At 62.5% G+C, this 20,100-nt stretch carries 17 protein-coding genes; 5 read left to right on the top strand and 12 right to left on the bottom strand.

What is annotated here, in order from left to right; all coding sequences use genetic code 11:
* The 3 genes from iolB to IB241_RS18930 form a co-directional block, all read right to left on the bottom strand.
* Positions 1–789 carry a 5-deoxy-glucuronate isomerase gene (gene iolB, locus IB241_RS18920; RefSeq protein ID WP_192299742.1) on the bottom strand — a complete coding sequence of 263 codons (789 nt, stop codon included), beginning with the start codon at positions 787–789 and terminating at the stop codon, positions 1–3.
* Positions 786–1,679, bottom strand: a complete 894-nt coding sequence (iolE, locus tag IB241_RS18925; RefSeq protein ID WP_192299743.1) for a myo-inosose-2 dehydratase — start codon at positions 1,677–1,679, stop codon at positions 786–788. Before iolE ends, iolB begins: the two co-directional genes overlap by 4 nt.
* Positions 1,680–1,848: 169 nt before the next feature.
* On the bottom strand, positions 1,849–3,786 hold the full coding sequence (locus IB241_RS18930) for a bifunctional 5-dehydro-2-deoxygluconokinase/5-dehydro-2-deoxyphosphogluconate aldolase (RefSeq protein ID WP_192299744.1): 1,938 nt from the start codon (positions 3,784–3,786) through the stop codon (positions 1,849–1,851).
* A gap of 284 nt (positions 3,787–4,070) precedes the next feature.
* On the opposite strand from IB241_RS18930, the gene IB241_RS18935 reads away from it, so the two are divergent.
* Entirely contained in the window at positions 4,071–4,967 is an 897-nt protein-coding gene (locus tag IB241_RS18935) for a MurR/RpiR family transcriptional regulator (RefSeq protein ID WP_192299745.1), read from the top strand.
* 36 nt (positions 4,968–5,003) lie between these two features.
* On the opposite strand, the gene IB241_RS18940 is transcribed toward IB241_RS18935, so the two are convergent.
* Positions 5,004–6,422, bottom strand: coding sequence for a PLP-dependent aminotransferase family protein (locus IB241_RS18940; RefSeq protein ID WP_192299746.1), 1,419 nt, complete (start codon positions 6,420–6,422; stop codon positions 5,004–5,006).
* Between the two features lie 92 nt (positions 6,423–6,514).
* Here IB241_RS18940 and IB241_RS18945 point away from each other — a divergent pair, with 92 nt between their 5' ends.
* Positions 6,515–7,741 carry a multidrug effflux MFS transporter gene (locus IB241_RS18945; protein ID WP_192299747.1) on the top strand — a complete coding sequence of 409 codons (1,227 nt, stop codon included), beginning with the start codon at positions 6,515–6,517 and terminating at the stop codon, positions 7,739–7,741.
* A 158-nt stretch (positions 7,742–7,899) separates the two neighbouring features.
* On the opposite strand, the gene IB241_RS18950 is transcribed toward IB241_RS18945, so the two are convergent.
* Positions 7,900–8,787, bottom strand: a complete 888-nt coding sequence (locus IB241_RS18950; RefSeq protein ID WP_192299748.1) for a hypothetical protein — start codon at positions 8,785–8,787, stop codon at positions 7,900–7,902.
* A 413-nt stretch (positions 8,788–9,200) separates the two neighbouring features.
* On the opposite strand from IB241_RS18950, the gene IB241_RS18955 reads away from it, so the two are divergent.
* Together IB241_RS18955 and IB241_RS18960 are read left to right on the top strand one after the other, a co-directional pair.
* Positions 9,201–9,884, top strand: a complete 684-nt coding sequence (locus IB241_RS18955) for a response regulator transcription factor (protein WP_010564812.1) — start codon at positions 9,201–9,203, stop codon at positions 9,882–9,884.
* On the top strand, positions 9,862–11,253 hold the full coding sequence (locus tag IB241_RS18960) for a sensor histidine kinase (RefSeq protein WP_192299749.1): 1,392 nt from the start codon (positions 9,862–9,864) through the stop codon (positions 11,251–11,253). The genes IB241_RS18955 and IB241_RS18960 overlap by 23 nt, the downstream gene beginning before the upstream one ends.
* A 136-nt stretch (positions 11,254–11,389) precedes the next feature.
* Here the strand turns inward: IB241_RS18960 and IB241_RS18965 are convergent, their stop codons facing one another.
* Genes IB241_RS18965 through IB241_RS18980 form a run of 4 tightly spaced genes read right to left on the bottom strand, consistent with a single transcriptional unit; the run spans position 11,390 to position 15,607 of the window.
* Positions 11,390–11,800 (bottom strand): SRPBCC family protein, encoded by a 411-nt coding sequence (locus tag IB241_RS18965; protein ID WP_192299750.1) that lies wholly within the window; start codon positions 11,798–11,800, stop codon positions 11,390–11,392.
* A gap of 55 nt (positions 11,801–11,855) precedes the next feature.
* Positions 11,856–13,139, bottom strand: coding sequence for an NAD(P)/FAD-dependent oxidoreductase (locus tag IB241_RS18970; RefSeq protein ID WP_192299751.1), 1,284 nt, complete (start codon positions 13,137–13,139; stop codon positions 11,856–11,858).
* On the bottom strand, positions 13,136–14,224 hold the full coding sequence (locus tag IB241_RS18975; RefSeq protein WP_192299752.1) for a polyamine ABC transporter substrate-binding protein: 1,089 nt from the start codon (positions 14,222–14,224) through the stop codon (positions 13,136–13,138). Before IB241_RS18975 ends, IB241_RS18970 begins: the two co-directional genes overlap by 4 nt.
* Positions 14,225–14,248: 24 nt before the next feature.
* Complete coding sequence (locus IB241_RS18980; protein ID WP_192299753.1) at positions 14,249–15,607, bottom strand: glutamine synthetase family protein; 1,359 nt, start codon at positions 15,605–15,607, stop codon at positions 14,249–14,251.
* 139 nt (positions 15,608–15,746) lie between these two features.
* Between IB241_RS18980 and IB241_RS18985 the strand changes: the two genes are divergently transcribed.
* Positions 15,747–16,634: a helix-turn-helix domain-containing protein gene (locus IB241_RS18985; RefSeq protein ID WP_192299754.1), complete on the top strand. Its 888-nt coding sequence runs from the start codon at positions 15,747–15,749 to the stop codon at positions 16,632–16,634.
* Between the two features lie 71 nt (positions 16,635–16,705).
* On the opposite strand, the gene IB241_RS18990 is transcribed toward IB241_RS18985, so the two are convergent.
* From IB241_RS18990 to IB241_RS19000, 3 genes are read right to left on the bottom strand one after another with little or no spacing between them, the layout of a single operon-like run.
* On the bottom strand, positions 16,706–17,809 hold the full coding sequence (locus tag IB241_RS18990) for an acetoin dehydrogenase dihydrolipoyllysine-residue acetyltransferase subunit (protein WP_192299755.1): 1,104 nt from the start codon (positions 17,807–17,809) through the stop codon (positions 16,706–16,708).
* On the bottom strand, positions 17,806–18,825 hold the full coding sequence (locus IB241_RS18995; RefSeq protein WP_192299756.1) for an alpha-ketoacid dehydrogenase subunit beta: 1,020 nt from the start codon (positions 18,823–18,825) through the stop codon (positions 17,806–17,808). The genes IB241_RS18990 and IB241_RS18995 overlap by 4 nt, the downstream gene beginning before the upstream one ends.
* 26 nt (positions 18,826–18,851) lie before the next feature.
* On the bottom strand, positions 18,852–19,829 hold the full coding sequence (locus tag IB241_RS19000; RefSeq protein ID WP_192299757.1) for a thiamine pyrophosphate-dependent dehydrogenase E1 component subunit alpha: 978 nt from the start codon (positions 19,827–19,829) through the stop codon (positions 18,852–18,854).
* Between the last annotated feature and the right edge of the window lie 271 nt (positions 19,830–20,100).

A 20,100-nucleotide genomic window follows, 5' to 3' on the forward strand; every position in this document is an offset into this window, starting at 1 on the left:
TTAAAGGTCCAGTAGCCAGCTGTGCTGCGGGTCGTTGTGGAAATGCCAGGCGCGCTTGGGGCCGGCCATCACGTTCAGGTAATAGGACTCGTAGCCGTACGGCACGCTGACCGGGTGATACCCCTTGGGCACCACCACCAGGTCGCTGTTTTCCACGGCCATGGCCTGGTCGATGCTGCGGTCGTCGGTGTACACGCGCTGGAACACAAAGCCCTGGGGCGGGTTGATCTGGTGGTAATAGGTCTCTTCCAGAAAGCTCTGGTGCGGCAAGTCGTCGGTGTCGTGCTTGTGCGGCGGGTAGCTCGACGAATGCCCGGACGGCGTACGCACCTCCACCACCAGCAGCGAATGGGCCGGCTCGCTGTCCGGCAGGATGTCGCACACGTAGCGGGTGTTGGCGCCCTTGCCACGCACACTGCGCTTGCACTGTTCGGGGCGGATCAGGCGCGGTTCGTAACCTTCGGCACCGGGGGCGGCGCACACGGCAATCTGCACATCGCTCAACGCGGTGACCTGGGCCACGGTGCCGGGTGGCAAGTAGGCGGCGAACGGCGATTTGTCTTCAAACACCGACTGGCGATCACCGAGGTTCTGCCAGTTGAAGCCCTCGCCCTGGATATTCACCCGGCCGCTGAGCAGCACCAGGCACAGCTCCTTGTCCCCGGCACTGACCGGCAGGGTTTCGCCCAGGCTCAAGCGGTAGGCTTTGAAACCCACGTACTCCAGGCGTCCGTCTTCGAGGGCGACCATGGTTTGCCCGCGTTTGTGGCTCTTGACCAACAGGCTCATGCTTTTGTCCTCTCGGTGAGCAGCGCACGCAGGGTGTCGTAGCCCTTTTTCGCATAGATATAGCTGGGCGCGACGGCCGGGTCCTGCTCGGCTTCGACCACCAGCCAACCTGCGTAGCGGGCGGCCAGCAGCACGTCGAGCAGCTCGCCAAACTCAATGTCGCCATCGCCGGGCACGGTAAAGGTGCCGTTGACGATGCAATCCGGGAAGCTCCACATCTGGTTGCGCGCCAGCTGCACCACCGGCTTGCGCACGTCCTTGAAGTGCACGTGGCAGACACGGTCGATGTGTTTTTTCAGGACTTCCAGCGGCTCGCCGCCCCCCATGTAGCAATGGCCCGAATCGAACAGCAGGCCGACTTCCGGGCCGGTGCGTTGCATCAGCTGGTCGATGTCTTCCGGGGATTCAACGTAAGCCCCCATATGGTGGTGGTACGCCAGGCGCACGCCCTGGGACAGGGTAAAACGCGCCAGCTCAGTGAGCTTGTCGGCGTAGTCCTGCCAGGCTTGTTCACTGTGGAACCGCGGGCGTTCGATCAAGCGGATACGTGACCCCTGGATCGAATCGGCGACTTCGCCGTACACCAGCACCGTGGCGCCGTTTTGTTTGAGCAACTCGACGTGCCCAGCGATGGCCTCGATTTCTTCTGCCATCGAGCGCCGCGCCAGGCGGCTGGAGTACCAGCCGGAGACCAGCGCCAGGTCATACGGGCGCAGCACATCGCCGACGCCCTTGGCGTCCTTGGGGAATTTGCCGTTGAGTTCAAAACCTTCGTAGCCGATTTCCTTGCCTTCGCTCAGCGCGGTGCTCAGGGGCGTTTCACCGCCGAGGGCCGGCAGGTCGTCGTTGCTCCAGGAAATCGGGTTGATGCCAATTCGGATTGCGGGCATGGCTGCACCTTTTGTTTTTATCTAACTTAAGCCGGGTGAGATTTGCTTTATGTGGGAGCGGGCTTGCTCGCGAATGCGGTGTGTCAGATAAAGATGCTGTGACTGATACACCGCTTTCGCGAGCAAGCCCGCTCCCACATTTGATTGCATTCCACATTTGAAACTGGGTTTAGGTTCGGGCACTGCGCCAGGCGTTAATGAGCTGTTCGAACGTCGCCTGGACGCGCTGAATCAATGTCTCATCATCAATATCCCCGGCCAGCCACGCGCGGCTCGGCTCCTGGAAGATCGTGCGACCCACGGCGAAACCACGGCAGGTGCTGCTCTGGCTGGCCTGCCGGAAGCCATCGGCGAGGCATTCGGCCGACGCATTCAGCCCCAGCAACACCACCCCACGGCAATACGGGTCGCGTTCCTGGATCAGTTCGTCGAGCTGTTTCCAGTCCTCGGCCGATTGCGCCTCGATCTTCCACCACGCCGGGTAGATGCCCAGGTTGTACAGGCGCTTGAGGCTGCGATACAGCACATCCGGGTAAGTGGACGGGTGATCCTTGGGCGGGATGACTTCCAGCAACAGCTCATGGCCGCTGACCACGGACGCGTCGTACACCGCCTTGAGTTGCGCTTCCTGCTCCAGGCGCAGCAACGGTTCGTCGTCCGGGTGGTATTGCACCAGGCACTTGATGATTTGTTCCTGGGGCCAGGCGATCAGGTTGCTGCCGAGCGAACGGCCGTGTTCCAGCGCGAGGGGCCGCGAGTTCTGCACTTCCACCGGACGCGCGATCCACCAGCCGCGACCGCTGGCGGCGTTGAGCGCATCCTGGCCGAAGCGTTGGTCTGCCAACAGGCCCACATCGGCGTCGACACCCTGCTCGGCGAGCTTGCGCTCCACGCGTTCGATGGCCTGGATAAACAGTTGCTTGATCGCACTGATGCGCGTGGTGTCCTGGCCGCCGCGTTGCGCCAGGTCGACCAATTGCCAGCGGTGATCGAAAGCAAAGATGAACAACTGCTTCCAGACCTTGCGCGGCACCGTGACGCGGTGCAGGCGTTGCAGGGTTTCGTCCTGGTCGGGACGGGTAATCGGCACCGGGCTGTTGAACAGGTATTCGAGTTCGGCCGGAGTCGGCATGGCCGGGGCGCAGGCGTGGCGCGACACCACGAGGCCGCCGCAGGCGTTGGCCAACTGGCTGCAACGTTCGTCGCTGGCGTCATTGATCCAGCCGCTGAGAAAGCCCGACATGAACGCATCGCCGGCGCCGAGGACATTGAGCACTTCAACGCGCACGCCGGGGTAGATCGCACCGTCTTCCAGGTGCGCAGGGATCGCCCCGTGGATCACCGTGCAGCCCTGCGGGCCAAGCTTGACCACCAGGGTCGCCGGGGTCAGTTCACGCACTCGGCGCAGCGCGGTGAGCAAATCCTCACTGCCGCCGGCGATCAGGAATTCTTCTTCAGTGCCGACGATCAGGTCGAACCGCGGCAGGATTTTCTGCACATGGGCGCTGACATTCTGGTCGGCAACAAACCGCGTCTCGCCATCGGCCTTGCCCGCCAGGCCCCACAGCACCGGGCGGTAGTCGATGTCGAGCACACGCTTGACGTTATGCTTGGCCGCGTAATCCAGGGCCTGGATGCTGGCCTTGTACACACTGTCGGTGGAGAAATGCGTGCCGGTGATCAGCAAGGCTTTGCTGGAGGCGATAAAGGCTTCGTTGATGTCTTCGGCGCGCAGGGCCATGTCGGCGCAGTTTTCGCGGTAGAACACCAGGGGGAAGGTCTCGCGATCCTTGAGCCCGAGCAACACCAGCGCGGTGAGACGTTCCGGGTCGACCTTGATGCCGCTGACATCGCAACCTTCACGGGCCAGGGACTCCACGAGGAAGCGACCCATATGGTCGTCCCCGACCCGGCTCAACATCGCTGACTTGAGCCCAAGCCGTGCGGTGCCGAACGCGATATTGGCGGAGGAACCGCCGAGGTACTTGGCGAAGCTGGACACGTCCTCAAGCCGCGCACCCACTTGCTGCGCATAGAGGTCGACGCCCAGGCGCCCGAGGCAAATCAGATCCAATTGACGCCCACTGGCAAAACGAGTCTGGCCCATGCTGGCTCCTGTTATTTTTATCAGCCTGCGTTGTGCCGCCGTGGCGACGGCAAACGCTCTTGGTGGGAGCAGACTAGAACGTCCGCCGGCAGCAATCAATATTTATTCTAGAATTATTTTTAGTGGAATATTTTTTCCAATACGTCAGCATAGGGGCACGCCAGCCACCGTGCATCGTTTCAGCAGGCCACGCGGGCCGTGATGCCGGGGTATTTTTTTGCGCCTACCCTGTAGACTTGCGCCACCCATCAGCGCAACAGACGAACAAGACAGAAGGATTGCCCATGCCCGAGACCCCTTCACAAGACGCTCTCGCCAGCCCTCCGATCAATGCCGAGCGCCTGTTGCAGCTGATCACCGACGAATACGAAAGCCTGCCGCGCCAGCTCAAGCGCATCGCCAGCTACATGAGCCAACAGAGCGACCGCATCATGGTCGACCGCATCAGCGACATCGCCCGCGAATGTGAAGTGCACCCTTCGGCCATCGTGCGTTTCTCCCAGCGCTTCGGCTTCAGTGGGTTCAGTGAGATGCAGGCGTTGTTCCGCGAGGCCTACACCCACAAGACCACGCCGGTGCAGAACTACCAGCAGCGCATCCGCAGCATGATCGCCAACAAATCCCAGAAGGCCAGCGGCGGCGACCTGGCGCGCGAGTGCGTCAACGCGACCTTGTCCGGCATCGAGCGCCTGGGGCTGGAACTGGACGATGCGGCCTTCGAAAAAGCCGTGGACCTGGTGGTGAATGCCGACAACATCTACGTGGTCGGCGTGCGCCGCTCGTTCGCGGTGGCCGACTATCTGGTCTACAACCTGCAGCACACCAACAAGCGCATCCACCTGATCTCGGGCCTGGGCGGCAGCTACCGCGAGCAGATGCGCAGCGTGCGCGCCAACGACCTGGTGATCGCCATCAGCTTTACGCCCTACGGCAAAGAGACCCAGCACTGCCTGCGCATCGCCCAGCACCATCAGGCCAAGACGTTGATCATCACCGACAGCAACCTGTCGCCCCTGGCCAAGCGGGCGAACGCGGTGCTGTTGGTCAATGAAGGATCGTCGTTTGCGTTTCGTTCGTTGAGCGCGACGTTATGCCTGTGCCAGGCGCTGTTTATTGCCGTGGCGTATCGCCTGGAACTCAAGGTGGATGAAATCCACGAGCAGGTTGGGTTTGACGACTGATACCCGGTACAACACCTGATTGTCGTGTTGTACGGGTCAAGCGGCCGTTAACAATTGCGCAAGTGCACGTCCGTGAAAGCGGATCTGCGCCAGGGTCAACGCGGTGTAGCCGATGATCACCGCCGAGGGCAGGCGCACCTGGGCGCAGAACTTGCCCAGCGGCTGCAACGTCAACCCGACGGCGGCGGCCCGTTGGCAAAAATCCGCTTCCTCGACGCCCGGCGGCAACCACAACACAAAATGCAACCCGGCCTGCTGGCCGCTGACCGTGGAACTGTCCGGCAGGCACGCAAGCAACCCATCGCGCCGTGCCTGATACGCCTGGCGTGAAGCGCGCAAATGCCGCACAAACCCGCCGCTGCGCAGAAACACCTGCAAGCCCAGTTGATCCGTAACACCCACCGAATGCCCGGTGAGTTGCAGCGTGCGCAGCAATGAGCGACGCAATGCCTTGGGCACCACCATGAACCCCACACGCAGGCCGGGGAACAGGTTCTTGTTGAAGCTGCCGCAATAGATCACGCGGTCGTTCGAATCCAGGGACTTGAGCGCGGCCAGTGGCGCGGCGTTGTAGTTGTATTCGCTGTCGTAGTCATCTTCAACCACCCAGGCGTCGGCACGGCTGGCCCAGTCCAACAGTGCCAGGCGCCGCGAAACTGACAGGGTCATGCCCAGCGGCGCCTGATGGGCAGGCGTAACGTAAGCCAGGCGCGCCGTCGGCGGTAGTTGTTCGGTGTCGAGGCCTTCGCCGGTGACGGCAATACTCTGGACCTGCGCCCCCGCCAGGCTGAACAAGCGTCGCGCCGGCAGATAACCGGGGTCTTCGACGCAAGCAATCTCGCCTGGCTTGAGCACGGTTCGCGCGATCAGATCAAGGGCATGGCGGATGCCCGTGGTGACAAGCACTTCATCCGCCTCGCACCTCATGCCGCGATAGCTGCGCAGGTAGTCGGCGATCTGCGCACGCAGTTCAGGCAGGCCCGCGGGATGAGAGGCTTCGAGCACGCCCGGCCCCACCGCCAGCAAGCCTCGGGAAATACAGCGGGCCCAGGTTTTCAGATCAAACAGGCTGGCATCCGGGCGTCGGGCGACAAAGGGGATGTGGCTCTGCACACCTGTGGCCGGCTGATCGGGCACGGCCTCGCGACGCGGCGCGGCATTTGCCGGCGCCGCAATGAACTGTTCCGGAATCACCGCACACACCCGCGTTCCGGAACCGGCCACCCGCTGCACATAGCCTTCGCTGTGTAACCGATCAAACGCTGCCTCCAGGGTGCCCCGGGACACCAGCCAGCGCTCGGCCAGGCTGCGGGTGGACGGCAAGCGACTGCCGGCCGGCAACTGTCGATTCAGGATAGCCCCACGCAGGGCGTCGTAGGCGCCCTGCTGCTTGCCTGTATCCAGGCTGTCGGGGCGCGGCAAATCCAGGGCGGATCCAGCTTTTCCTCGGCTCATAGTGGTCCAGTAAATCCATGGTCAAGTGGCCCTGCGAATTAAACCACAAAGGCAATAGAGTCCGAATCCTACCTACAGCGAAGAAATCTCCTATGACCCAACGCGCCCTTTCCACAGGTTTTTGGCTGGTGCTGCTGACCGTCCTGATCGCCTTGCCGCGCATCACCCTGGACCTGCACCTGCCCGCCTTGCCCGGCATGGCCGACTACTTCCACAGCAGCGACAGCCGGCTGCAACTGACCCTCACGCTGTACACCCTGGGTTCGGCAATCTCGCTGCTGGTCGCCGGCCCGCTCACTGACCGTTTCGGCCGCCGCCCGGTATTGCTCGCCGGACTGTTGCTGTATGTCATCGCCACGGCGGCCTGCGCCCTGGCTGACAGCCTCAGCGTGCTGATCATCGCCCGCCTGTTCCAGGCCCTGGGCGGTTGCTGCACCACGGTGATCGGCCGGGTGATCGTGCGCGACTACTTCGACCGCCACGAACAGGCACGCCTGCTTGGCCTGATTTCCATGGCCATGGCCGTGTCGCCAATGGCGGCACCGGTCCTGGGCAGCCTGATGTTGCCGCTGATCAACTGGCGTGGGCTGTTTGTGTTGCTCGCAGTGATTGGCGTGGCGCTGTGCCTGGTGGTGTATCGCCGCCTGCCGGAGACCCGTCCGCCGGAAGTTGCCGCGGCGCCGCCGAGCAACCTGTTGCGAATCTACGGCCAGTTGCTGTGTGAGCGCTATTTCCTGCGCTACTCCCTGGCCATCGGCTGCGTGTACAGCACCTACTTCCCGTTTATCAGCGAGTCATCGGCGTTGTTGCAGCGCAGTTTTCAGCTCTCTGCCACGGCGTATGCAGGGGTCTTTGCAGCGACTATCAGCGGCTACATGCTCGGCGCACATCTGTTCCGGCGCCTGGTGCTGCGGTTCGAGCCGGATCAATTGATCACAGCCGCCATCGCATTGAACGTGCTCGGCAGCCTGACGCTCGCGGCGACGACCACCGCGTTGCCGGGCGAGTGGCTGGCGATTGTATTGCCGATGGTGGTGATCATGGTGTCGGTGGGAATGGTGATTCCGGCCTGTCAGCTGGCGGTGTTGCAGCCCTACGGCGCGATTGCGGGGACGGCGTCGGGGTTATTCTTTTTTACCCAGATGTTGTTGACGGCAGTCAGCAGTTGGGCGACAGGGCTGTTGTCCGACGGCACCTCTGGGCCGTTGGTGGTGATGACGTCGCTGGCGAGCGCATTGCTGGTCATCAGTTGGCTGACACTACGCAAAACCCAATGTGGGAGCGGGCTTGCCCGCGATGGTGGTGTGCCAGTCAACTGATGAGTCATTGACAGACCGCCATCGCGAGCAAGCCCGCTCCCACATTTTGAGCCGAGCAAGGCTGAGGTTTAATGCATGAAGATAGCGATCAGGATGATGACCGGGATAGGCACACCGAGGAAAAAAAGCAGTATCGAGCGCATGATGTTCTCCTTGAATTAACGGACAAAGTGTTCAGTTTCGACATACACCACTGCATCGCGACGGCGACCGCCGTAGGTGGCAGCGAAGCTGGCAAAGAACGCACCGATCAGCAGGGCAATGAAGGTCCACAGCGACGTGTAGGCAGCGACTTTGGCGGCAGTATCAGCAGCCTGCTTGGCTTTGAGCTTGGCATCCTCGACGGCTTTACGGGCATCGCCATAGACCTTGTCGATGCGCGCTTCGGCGTCGGCCTGGCTGAGGTTGGTGCGCTGGCTGATCAACTGGGCCAGGTAGGCACGGTCTTCGGCGGCGAGCTGGCCGTCGTTGCTCAGGGTGCGGGCGAAGATGCGCGCCACCACGCCGTGGGCCGCGTCATCGCTGACGGCAACCGGGCGGTTGTCGCGGAACAGGCTGTCGACGTAGTAGCCGAAGTCTTCACCCTTGGCCGCAGTGCCAATGGCCTGGGCCGCACCCGACGCCACGCTGGCCGAGGCTTTTACGCCGCCACCGACCACACTGCTGACCGAGCCGACGACCAGCACCGCCGTCACCAACGTGGCCACGGCCCAGGCCAGGAAGCCGTGGGCGGTGTCGCGGAAATACACCTCATCGCCATGCACATTGGCCCACTTCACCCGCAATCGGCCGGCAATGTAACCGCCCAGGCCCGACGCGACGATCTGGGTGAACGCCAGCCAGACAATCGTGGAAATGCCCAGGCCCTTGGCGCTGATACCGCTGTCGGCCCACGGCGATACCGCCGAAAAGCCCAGGCCGAAGCCCAGCAGTACCAGGATCAGGGAAAACGCCGCCGCAGCGGCGGCCCCGGCAAAGATCGCGGCCCAGGAAACCCCGGACTGCGCGCTCGACGCTTCTTGTAGCGTGGATGAGGATGTGATCATTGTTGTTTTGCTCCCGGCAGGAAAAATGGTGTTACATGTCTCAGAAAGGACAAGTGCAGACGCCGTGCCAGTCGCAATAAAATTAAATATCCATAAATATCAACATGTTAAATAACTTGAACTTCCTAGGACCATGCAACTTGCAAGAACAGCCTCCTCCGGGCAGGCGTTATGCAACCTCCAGCCGAACTCGGTCAGTGTGGGAGCGGGCTTACTCGCGAATGCGGTCTATCTGTAACAAGTGTGTTGGCTGGCAGACCGCTCTCGCGAGCAAGCCCGCTCCCACATCGACCAGCGCCAGCCAGTGAAAAATCTGTTGGTTGGGTCAACATGAAGTTTAATTTAGGAAGCGTTCAGGCATTTCTTGGCAAAATGTCCGCACTTCTAGTGTGAATCGCTCACCAGGTAATCCTATGACCCGCATTTTGACCATCGAGGATGACGCCGTAACAGCCCGCGAGATCGTTGCCGAGCTGAGTAGCCATGGACTGGACGTAGATTGGGTAGATAACGGCCGCGAAGGCCTGGTCCGCGCCGTGAGCGGCGATTACGACCTGATCACCCTCGACCGTATGCTCCCGGAGCTCGATGGCCTGGCCATCGTCACCACCCTGCGCACCATCGGGGTGTCGACGCCGATCCTGATGATCAGCGCCCTCTCCGACGTCGACGAGCGCGTGCGCGGCTTGCGCGCCGGCGGTGATGACTACCTGACCAAACCTTTCGCCTCCGATGAAATGGCCGCCCGCGTCGAAGTGCTGCTGCGACGCAAGAGCACGGTCAAGGAATTCGAAACCGCCCTGCGCGTGGCCGACCTGGAGCTGAACCTGATCAGCCGCGAAGCCAGCCGCGCCGACCAGCCGTTGAGCCTGCTGCCCACCGAATACAAGTTGCTCGAATTCCTGATGCGCAATACCGGGCAGATCCTCTCGCGGATGATGATTTTCGAGGAAGTCTGGGGCTATCACTTCGACCCCGGCACCAACCTGATCGACGTGCACATCGGCCGTCTGCGCAAGAAGATCGATCCACCGGGCCTCACGCCGCTGATCCGCACGGTACGAGGTTCCGGTTATGTCATTGCTGAACCCCTCTAAGGGCTGGCGCTCGTCCAGCAGCCGCTTGCTGGCGCTGTACAGCTCACTGTTCGTGGCCTGGAGCTGCATCCTCATGGGGGTGCTGTATTACGAAGTGTCCGGTTACCTGAGCGACTTGTCGCGCCACTCGCTGATGCAACGCCAGCACCTGTTCCAGCGCTTCGACGGTGAGGAACTGGTGGAAGCGCTGACCACCAGCATGACCTTCGACATGAAGGGCGTGGACGCCTACGGCCTGTTCGACGAGCAATTCAACCCGCTCAGCGGCCCGATCCGCGCCGTGCCGCCCGACCTGCCGCTGGACGGCAAGATCCACACCCTGGCCAACTGCGTCGACTCCAACGACCCCAAGTTGCCCAAGGACAGCTGCGACGCCGTCGCCACCCACACCGACGACGGCCGCTGGCTGGTGCTGGTGCGCGCCAACGGTTCGCTGTTTGGCGTGACCCGGATCATCTGGCATGCGCTGCTATGGGCGCTGTCGTTGACCATCATCCCCGGCGCCGCCGGCTGGCACCTGTTGCGCCGTCGCCCGTTGCGGCGCATTCGCGGCATTCAGGCCAGCGCCGAGGCCATCGTCGCCGGCGACCTGACCCACCGCCTGCCGCTGTCGAATCGGCGGGACGAACTGGACATGCTCGCCGCCATCGTCAACGCCATGCTCGACCGCATCGAGAAGCTGATGAACGAGGTCAAGGGCGTGTGCGACAACATCGCCCACGACCTGCGCACCCCGCTGACCCGCCTGCGCGCGCAGCTCTATCGCATCCGCCAAGAGGCGGAACAGGACTCCAACTACGCGGTAAAACTGGACGATGCGATCACGGAAACCGACACCCTGATGGCGCGCTTTCGCGGTTTGCTGCGCATCTCGGAGCTGGAAGACCACCAGCGCCGCTCGGGCTTCCTGGTGATGGACCCGCTGCCGCTGCTGCGCGAACTGCATGACTTCTACCTGCCGCTGGCCGAAGAAGGCGAGCTGCAACTGGTGCTCGATACGCCGGAGTCGCTGCCGTGGATCACCGGCGACCGCGCCCTGTTGTTCGAAGCCCTGGCCAACCTGCTGAGCAACTCGATCAAGTTCTCCCCGCCAGGCGGCGAAGTGATCCTGCGTGCGCTGAACGACGCCGGCAGCACCCGCATCGAAGTGCACGACTCCGGGCCCGGCATCCCGATTGCCGAACGCAACGCGGTGTTCCAGCGCTTCTATCGCGTGGATGAAAACGACCAGCAAGGCGGGTTTGGCTTGGGCTTGTCGATTGTCGCGGCGATCATCAACCTGCACGGGTTCAAGCTGGAAGTGGGCAGCAGCGCGAGCGGTGGTGCGCGGTTGGTACTGGAGTGCCGGCAGCAGCTGATGCCCGAGTAACCCAGGCACCACAAAACCTTGTGGGAGCGGGCTTGCCCGCGATAGCGGTGTGTCAGTCAAAGATATATTCACTGAACCACCGCAATCGCGGGCAAGCCCGCTCCCACATTGGACTTGCAGCGCCAGCCAGATCAGGTCAGAAGTTCGCCCGCAGCGCCTCAACCCCACCCTTGTAGACACCGGCAAACAGCTCTTCCACCGCCGCATCCGTCACACCGTCCACCGGCGTGAACACACCCGACCAGGTGACTTTGGCCGACGCGTCAGTCAATGCTTCAACCTGCAACGTCGCCAGATACGCACTCACCGGAAACGGCGACTGTTCAATGGTGTAGCTGTAGGTGCGCACCACGTTGTCAAACGTCTGCATACGCTCCACGATCACACCACCGTCGGCGGTCGTCAGGTGACGCAGACGCCCGCCTTCACTCGGCTCACTCTTGACGATCAGCGGCAGCCATTTGGGCAGATCGTTGAAGCCACCGACCAATGCCCAGACCTTGTCAGCGGATACCGGGATTTCAATTACTGCGGATGCTGTTGGCACGTCAAATCTCCAAAAGTCATAGGAAAACCTCGCCCAGCCTGCCACGCCAAGCGCTTCAATGCATCAACTCCCGCAAGCGATACCACAACATGCCCAATGCCAACAGCGGCGAACGCAACACCTTGCCGCCGGGAAACGTCATGTGCGGCACCCGGCTGAAAACGTCTAGGCCCTGGCTGTGCCCGGCGTGGATGCCTTCGGCGAGCAGGCGCGCGCACCAGTGGGTCACGTTCAACCCGTGCCCCGAATAACCCTGGGCGTAAAACACATTGGGGTACTGCTGCAGGCGCCCAACCTGGGGGAAACGGTTGGCGGTGATGCCGATCTTGCCGCCCCACTGAAACTCGATGGTCGTGCCTGCCAGCTGCGGGAACACCTTGAGCATTTTCGGCTGCATATACGCGGCGATGTCAGCCGGATCGCGGCCGGAATAGTGGCAAGCGCCGCCAAACAACAGGCGCCGGTCGGCGGACAGACGGTAGTAATCCAGGCCGACCTTCTGGTCGCACAGCGCAAGGTTTTGCGGGATCAGTTCATTCGCCAATGCTTGCGACAACTGCTCGGTGGCGATGATGTAGCTGCCCGCCGGCAGCACCTTGCCGCTCAGGCGTGGCTCCAGCTCGTCGAGGTGCGCGTTGCAGGCCAATACCAGGCGGGTGGCGCGTACCGTGGCGCTGGCGCAACGCACTTGCACGGTGTCGCCATGGATCAGTTCCAGCACTTCGGTGTGCTCGAAAATCCGTACCCCGAGGGACTCGGCCACCTGCGCCTCGCCCAACACCAGGTTCAGCGGATGCAGATGCCCGGAGCCCATGTCCACCAGGCCACCGGCATACATGGTCGAACCCACGATCTGCGGCATATCCTTCGCGCCGACGAGGCGGGTTTCATGGGCATATCCCATCGCCGCCAAATGCTCCTGCTCACCCTTGAACGCAGCGAATTGCGCCGGCGTATTCGCCAGCTCACAAAAGCCCCAGCGCAGGTCGCAGTCGATACCATGCGCGCGGATGCGCTCGCCCACCAGCGCCACCGACTCGATCCCGGCGCGCTCCAGGTAACGCACGCCCTCCTCGCCCACATGCTTGGCGAACCCCGACACATCGTGGCCGATGCCGCGAATCAACTGCCCACCATTACGCCCGCTGGCGCCCCAGCCAATGCGCCGGGCCTCCAGCAGAATCACCGAGAGCCCGCGCTGGGCCAGTTCGATGGCGGTGTTCACCCCGGTGAAACCGCCGCCGATCACACACACGTCGGCACTCAGGTCGGCGTCCAACCGCCCACGCTCGGGCATGGCATGGGCACTTGCCTGGTAATACGAGCGGGCGTGACTCATTTGTTGGTCTTCACTTTGCTCCAGGCGCGGGTCATCAGGCGCATGGTCGTCGGGGTCGGCGTGGTGGAAATGTAAAGTTTGTCGAGCACCGCCTGGGACGGGTACACCTCAGGGTTGTTCACCAGCTCAGGGTCCATAAAGGCCTTGGCCGCCGGGTTGGCGTTGGCGTAGCCCACCGAGGCGCTGACCTTGGCGATCACTTCGGGGTCGAGCAGGTAGTTGATGAAGGCGTGGGCTTCTTTGGGGTTGCTCGCATCGGCGGGGATCGCCAGCAGGTCGAACCACAGGTTGGAGCCTTCCTTGGGAATCGAATAGGCGATGTTCACCCCGTTCTTGGCTTCCTTGGCGCGGTTGGCGGCCTGGAACACGTCGCCGGAATAACCGAACGCCACGCAGATGTCGCCGTTGGCCAGGTCCGAGATGTACTTGGACGAATGGAAATAGGTGATATACGGCCGCAGCGTCAGCAGCTTGGCCTCGGCCTGCTGGTAATCCGCGGCGTTTTCGCTGCGCGGGTCCTTGCCCATGTAATTGAGGATCGCCGGGAACAGCTCATCCGCCGAATCGAGAAAGGCCACGCCGCACTGATTGAGCTTCTTGAGGTTTTCCGGCTCGAACAGCACCGCCCACGAGTCGATATGGTCGATGCCCAGCACCTGCTTGACCTTGTCGACGTTGTAGCCGATGCCATTGGTGCCCCACAAATAAGGCACGGAGTGGGCGTTGCCCGGGTCGTTCTTCTCCAGCAGCGCGAGCAATTTGGGGTCGAGGTTCTTGAAGTTGGGCAGTTGCGCGCGGTCCAGCTTGAGGAACGCACCGGCCTTGACCTGGCGCGCCAGGAAGTGGTTGGACGGCACTACCACGTCATACCCGGTACGCCCGGCGAGCAGCTTGCCCTCCAGGGTTTCGTTGGAGTCGAACACGTCGTAGATCGGCTTGATCCCGGTCTTGGCCTGAAAATCCGCCAAGGAGGTCTCACCGATGTAGTCAGTCCAGTTGTAGATACTGACCGTCGGCGCCGCCTGGCTGGTGCTACAGAAGGCGGCCACCAAGGCCAGCGGAAGAAGCTTGTTCGCAAGACGCATATCAACACCCCTTTTGATGGATTTTTAGACGCTCAACAACAGGAACTCTCGCTCCCAGGAACTGATCACCCGCTTGAAATTCTCATGCTCGGCGCGCTTGACCGCGACGTAGCCACGCACAAATTTGTCGCCCAGGTACTGCCTGACCGTGGCGCATTCCTCCATGCGTGCCAGGGCGTCTTCGATGGTGATCGGCAGGCGCAGGTTGCGCCGCTCATAGGCACGGCCTTCCACGGGCGCGCTCGGTTCGAGCCGCTCAATCATCCCCAGGTAGCCACACAGCAGACTGGCGGCAATTGCCAGGTACGGATTGGCATCGGCGCCGGGCAGGCGGTTTTCCACGCGCATCGCGTCCGGGCTGGAGGTGGGCACGCGCAGGCCGACGGTGCGGTTTTCTTCGCCCCACTCGACGTTGACCGGTGCCGATGTGTCCGGCAGGAAGCGGCGGAACGAGTTGACGTTGGGCGCGAACATCGGCAGCAGCATGGGGATGTACCTTTGCAGGCCGCCGATATGGTGAAGGAACAGTGGGCTCATCTTGCCGTCGGCGTCGACAAACACCGGTGTGCCGGTGGCGATGTCCACCACGCTCTGGTGCAGGTGCATGGCGCTGCCCGGCTCGTCGGCCACCGGCTTGGCCATGAAGGTCGCGGCCACGTTGTGCTTGAGTGCGGCCTCACGCAGGGTGCGCTTGAACACGGTGATCTGGTCGGCGAGGTCAAGGGCGTCGCCGTGGCGGAAGTTGATTTCCATCTGCGCCGGGCCGTCTTCGTGGATCAGCGTATCGAGGTCCAGGCCCTGGGCTTCGCACCAGTCGTAGACATCTTCGAACAGCGGGTCGAATTCGTTGGCGGCGTCGATGGAAAACGACTGACGCCCGGTTTCGGCACGCCCGGAACGGCCCACCGGGGTTTTCAGCGGCAGGTCGGGGTCTTCGCAGCGCTGGGTCAGGTAGAACTCCATTTCCGGCGCGACAATCGGCTGCCAGCCCTGCTCGGTGTACAGCCGCAAGACCTTCTTGAGCACGTTGCGTGGCGACAGTTCGATAGGGTTGCCCTGCTTGTCGAAGGTGTCGTGGATCACGATGGCGGTGGGCTCGATGGCCCAGGGCACCACGTAGGTGGCGTTGGCCACCGGGCGGCAGACCATGTCGATGTCGGCAGGGTCGAGCAGGTCGTAGTAGATGTCGTCGTCGACAAAATCCCCGGTTACCGTTTGCAGCAGCACACTTTCCGGCAGGCGCATGCCGCGCTCATGCAGGAACTTGTTGGTGGGCGCAATCTTGCCGCGTGCGATACCAGTCAAGTCACTGATCACGCATTCGACTTCGGTAATCTTGTGTTCTTTCAGCCAGGCGGACAGCTGATCGAAGGGGGCGTTCATAAAGACCTCGGCATGGGTGGGGGGCATGCGCCGGCTTGTGTCGGCGGCGCATTGAGGTCTATCTTGGGCCGGCCTTCGAAACGCATCTATCCACTTTGCACGAACCACAACGCACCAATAGAGTGCGTACGGATCTCCCATGACCCAGGCAACCGCCGCTCGCGTACAGGCCTTCACCACCGCTGATGTGGTCGCCCAATGCAGTGCGACACCCGGTTGGGTGCAGCACTATCAGCAGATGTCCCCGGGGCATTTCTCCGGGCAGGTCCGCTACCTCGATCTGGATGGTGTGCAGGTGTACGAAGAGTGCATGAACACCCGTGTCGAGCAGCATTTCAACGCGCCGCCTGGCTCGCTGGCGTTCTGTTTCGATGGCAGCGACAACGCGCTGTACCTGCTCAATGGCGAAAGCCGCAACACCTGGATCACCCCGGAAAACTACCGCGAGGTAGCAGTAGTGTTCGGCCCGCAGTTTGTGCAACGCCATGGCCTGGATGTGGCGAAGTTGGAAGGCCTGTTCATGGCGCCGCTCAGTGGCCAGCAGAACGGGTTGTTTGCCCGCTGGCTCAGTGGCACGTTGACGCGCCTGCCCACGCAGATCGACCCACTGCCCCTCACCCGGCAACTGCTCGACGACTGCCTGTTCATCCTCGACAACGCCTGCGTGTGCCTGGACCGCAGTTCATTGCAACGGCGCAGTGAAGAGCGCCGCGTGATGGCCCGCATCGGCGAATGGGCGGCGGACGCACCGGATGCAACCGTCAACCTGCTGGAGCTTGCGCAGATTGCCGGCGTGCCGTTGCGTCAATTGCAGCAAGGATTCAAGACCTACACAGGGATGAGCCCGGCGCAGTGGTTGCGGTTGCGCAGGTTGAATGGGGCGCGGCGGGAGTTGTTGAGCGGCGCCGACACCACCGTGGCCGAGGTGGCGATGAACTGGTCGTTCTGGCATTTGGGGCGGTTTTCGAACAGTTATCGCGCGCTGTTCAAAGAGCTGCCCAGTGAAACCCTGAAGCGCCAAAGTTGAAATGCAGTCAAAAACTGTGGGAGCTGGCTTGCCTGCTCCCCCACACGCCAATTCCCACAGTTAGAGCCCGATCAGGCTTGGGATTTGAGGAAGGTTGCCATGCGTTGGTTGACCTGCTCTGCCGCTTCCAACTGCACCATGTGCGCCTGCCCCGGCAAGATCTCCACCTGGGCCTCCAGCCCCTGTGCATGCCGCACCGGGATGATGGCATCGTCACTGCCCCAGATCACCAGGCTCGGCTGGCGACCCACCACATGGCGCAAGTCCACCTTCTGCTGCCCGCCGTCAAACAGCGCGCTGTTGAGTTGGCGCAACGCTTGATCCACACCCTCCAGGCGCTTGAACTTGAGCATGTCCTCCAGCATCTGCCGCGTCACCAGTGCCGGATCGCTGAACAGTTGAGTCAGTTGCGGCTTGAGGGCATTGCGATTGTTCGCTTCGGCAAAGCCTTGCAGGTAATCCGCGTTGATGTCCGCGCCCAGGCCGGCGCTGGCGATCAGCGTCAGCGAAGCCACGCGCGCGGGCGCCTGGTCGGCAACCGTCAGCGAAACCAGCCCGCCCATGGAGTGGCCGGCCAGGTGCACCCGATCAAGGTTAAGGTGATCGAGCAAGGCCAATACGGCCTGGCTCAACTCCGCGGCATCACCACGCTGCAGTTGCTTGCCTGACTCGCCATGCCCCGGCAAGTCGAGGGCAATTACCCGGCGCTCGGCGGCCAACGCCGGTTGGTTGAACAGCCAGTTGTTCAGGTCGCCGCCAAAACCGTGCACCAGCACCAGCGGCGTGCCGCCCTCGCCCAGGTCGAGATAACGCAGCAGGCGCCCGCCGATCTCGACCTTCTGCGCACTCGGCCCCGACGCTTCGGCCTCGGCCGCATTGGACACAAACCCGGCATTGAAGCTGTCGATCACTGCGTCGATGTCCGCTTCACTGGCGTCACCGTCCACCACAATCCCCAGCAACGCGCCCACCGGCAAGGTCTCGTCGCTCAGCGCCAGGATCCGGCGCAACACGCCACTGAACGGCGCCTCGACGCTGCTGGAAATCTTGTCGGTCTCCACATCGAGCACTTCCTCGCCCTTCTCTACCCGGTCGCCGGGTTGCTTGAGCCAGACGTCGATACGCCCCTCGGTCATCGACAGCCCCCACTTGGGCATGGTCAAGGTATGGATCATGCGGCGTTCCTCTTGTCGGCGATCTTCAGCACGGCGGCTTCGATCTTCGCGGCGTTGGGGATGTACAGGTCTTCCAGCGCATCGGAGAACGGCACCGGCGTGTGCGGCGCGGTGACCATTTCAATCGGCGCACGCAGGGAAGAAAACGCGCGCTGCGCCACCAACGCGCTGATGTCGGTGGCAACGGAACAGCGTGGGTTGGACTCATCGATCACCACCAGTCGCCCGGTTTTTTCCACGCTTTCGAGGATGCTGTCTTCGTCCAACGGGCTGGTGGTGCGCAGGTCCAGCACTTCGCAGTCGATGCCCTGGCGCGCCAGGTTGGTCGCGGCTTCCAGGGCAACATGCAGCATGCGCCCGTAGGTCACCAGGGTGACATCCTTGCCCTCGCGTACAAAGTTGGCTTCGCCGAAGGGCACGGTGTAGAGCTCTTCCGGGACTTCACCTTGCAGGCTGTAGAGCATCTTGTGCTCAAGGAAGATCACCGGGTCGTTGTCGCGGATCGCCTGGATCAACATGCCCTTGGCGTCATACGGCGTGGCCGGGCACACCACCTTCAGGCCAGGGATGTGCGTCCACATCGAGGTGAGCATCTGCGAATGCTGGGCCGCCGCGCGCAGGCCGGCGCCGTACATAGCGCGGATCACCAGCGGCGTGGTGGTCTTGCCGCCGAACATGTAGCGGAATTTGGCCGCCTGGTTGAGCAGTTGGTCGAGGCAGCAGCCGATAAAGTCAACGAACATCAATTCGCACACCGGGCGCATGCCTCGGGTGGCGGCGCCGACCGCCATGCCAACGTAGCCGACCTCAGACAGCGGCGCGTCCAGCACGCGCTCGGGAAATTCCGGGTACAGGCCCTTGGTCACGCCGAGCACACCGCCCCAGGCGTCTTGTTCGCCGGGCGATCCGGTGCCGCCGGAAACGTCCTGGCCGATGATGAACACGCTGTTGTCACGGCGCATTTCCTGGGCCAGGGCTTCGTTGATTGCCTGCTGGTAGCTGATTTTGCGAGCCATAAGATTCTCTCCACGGATTATTGTTATTAGCGGTAGGCGACGTAGACATCACTGAGCAGGTCGGCGGCCTGGGGCTTGGGGTCGGACTTGGCGCGACGCACGGCGTCTTCGATCAGTTGCGCGACTTCGCTGTCGATGCGCTCCAATTGCGCTGCGTCCAGCCAGCCCTCGGCGGTGCAGCGTTGGCGGAACAGCGCCAGGCAGTCGGCGGTGTCGCGAAGGTTCTTCACTTCATCGGGGCCGCGATAGGTTTGCGCATCGCCTTCGAAGTGGCCGTAGAAGCGGCTCAGTTTCACTTCCACCAACGTTGGCCCCTCGCCCTTGCGCGCACGTTCGACGGCAACGCCGAGGGCGGCGTGCACGGCGAAAAAATCATTGCCATCGACAATCACCCCCGGCATGCCAAAGCCCACGGCACGCTCGGCGATGTCCTTGCACGCCACCGACCAACCAGAGCCGGTAGCCTCGGCATAACCGTTGTTTTCGGCAACGAACAGGCATGGCAACTTCATGATCGCAGCCAGGTTCATCGCTTCGAACACCGCGCCCTCGTTGGAGCCGCCGTCGCCAAAAAAGGCCACCGCCACGCCCTGGCTACCCTTGAGCTTGGACGCCAGCGCGGCACCGGCCGCCAGCGGCGCACCCGCGCCGACGATGCCGTTGGCGCCGAGCATGCCCTTCTCCTGGTCGGCAATGTGCATGGAGCCGCCCTTGCCGCCGCACACGCCGGTTTTCTTGCCGTAGATCTCGGCCATCATGCCGAACACGTCCACGCCCTTGGCGATGCAGTGACCGTGACCACGGTGGTTGGAGGCGATGCAATCTTCATCGTTGAGGTGGGCCATGACCCCGGCGGCACTGGCCTCCTGGCCGGCGTACAGGTGCACGAAACCGGGGATCTCGCCGGTGGCGAATTCCACGTGCAAGCGCTCTTCGAAATCACGGATGGTGCGCATCACGGTGTAGGCATGCAGCAATTGATCGGTGGACAGGTGAGTGGACATCTTGTTGTTCTCCAGGTTGTCTCGACACACAAAAGGCTGAGGGTATTCAGCTACAGGGCCTTCAGCACAGCCTGTGCCAAGGCGCGAAAAAACCTGGCAAAGCCTTGATCCAGAGCAGTTGTGACGGTGCGGCAAGCCACCGCAGAATGAGACGGCAGATTGCACCGCGCAGCTCGCGTCTCAGGCCTGCTGAGACGCCGCGTCTCATCCCGGGCTGTTGGTCAGGCCGCGCTTGTCCGACCCGACGCATGCGCGCTTAATGGCGGGCATA

Origin of the sequence: Pseudomonas sp. PDM05, assembly GCF_014851685.1 — a bacterium.
GTDB lineage: Bacteria > Pseudomonadota > Gammaproteobacteria > Pseudomonadales > Pseudomonadaceae > Aquipseudomonas.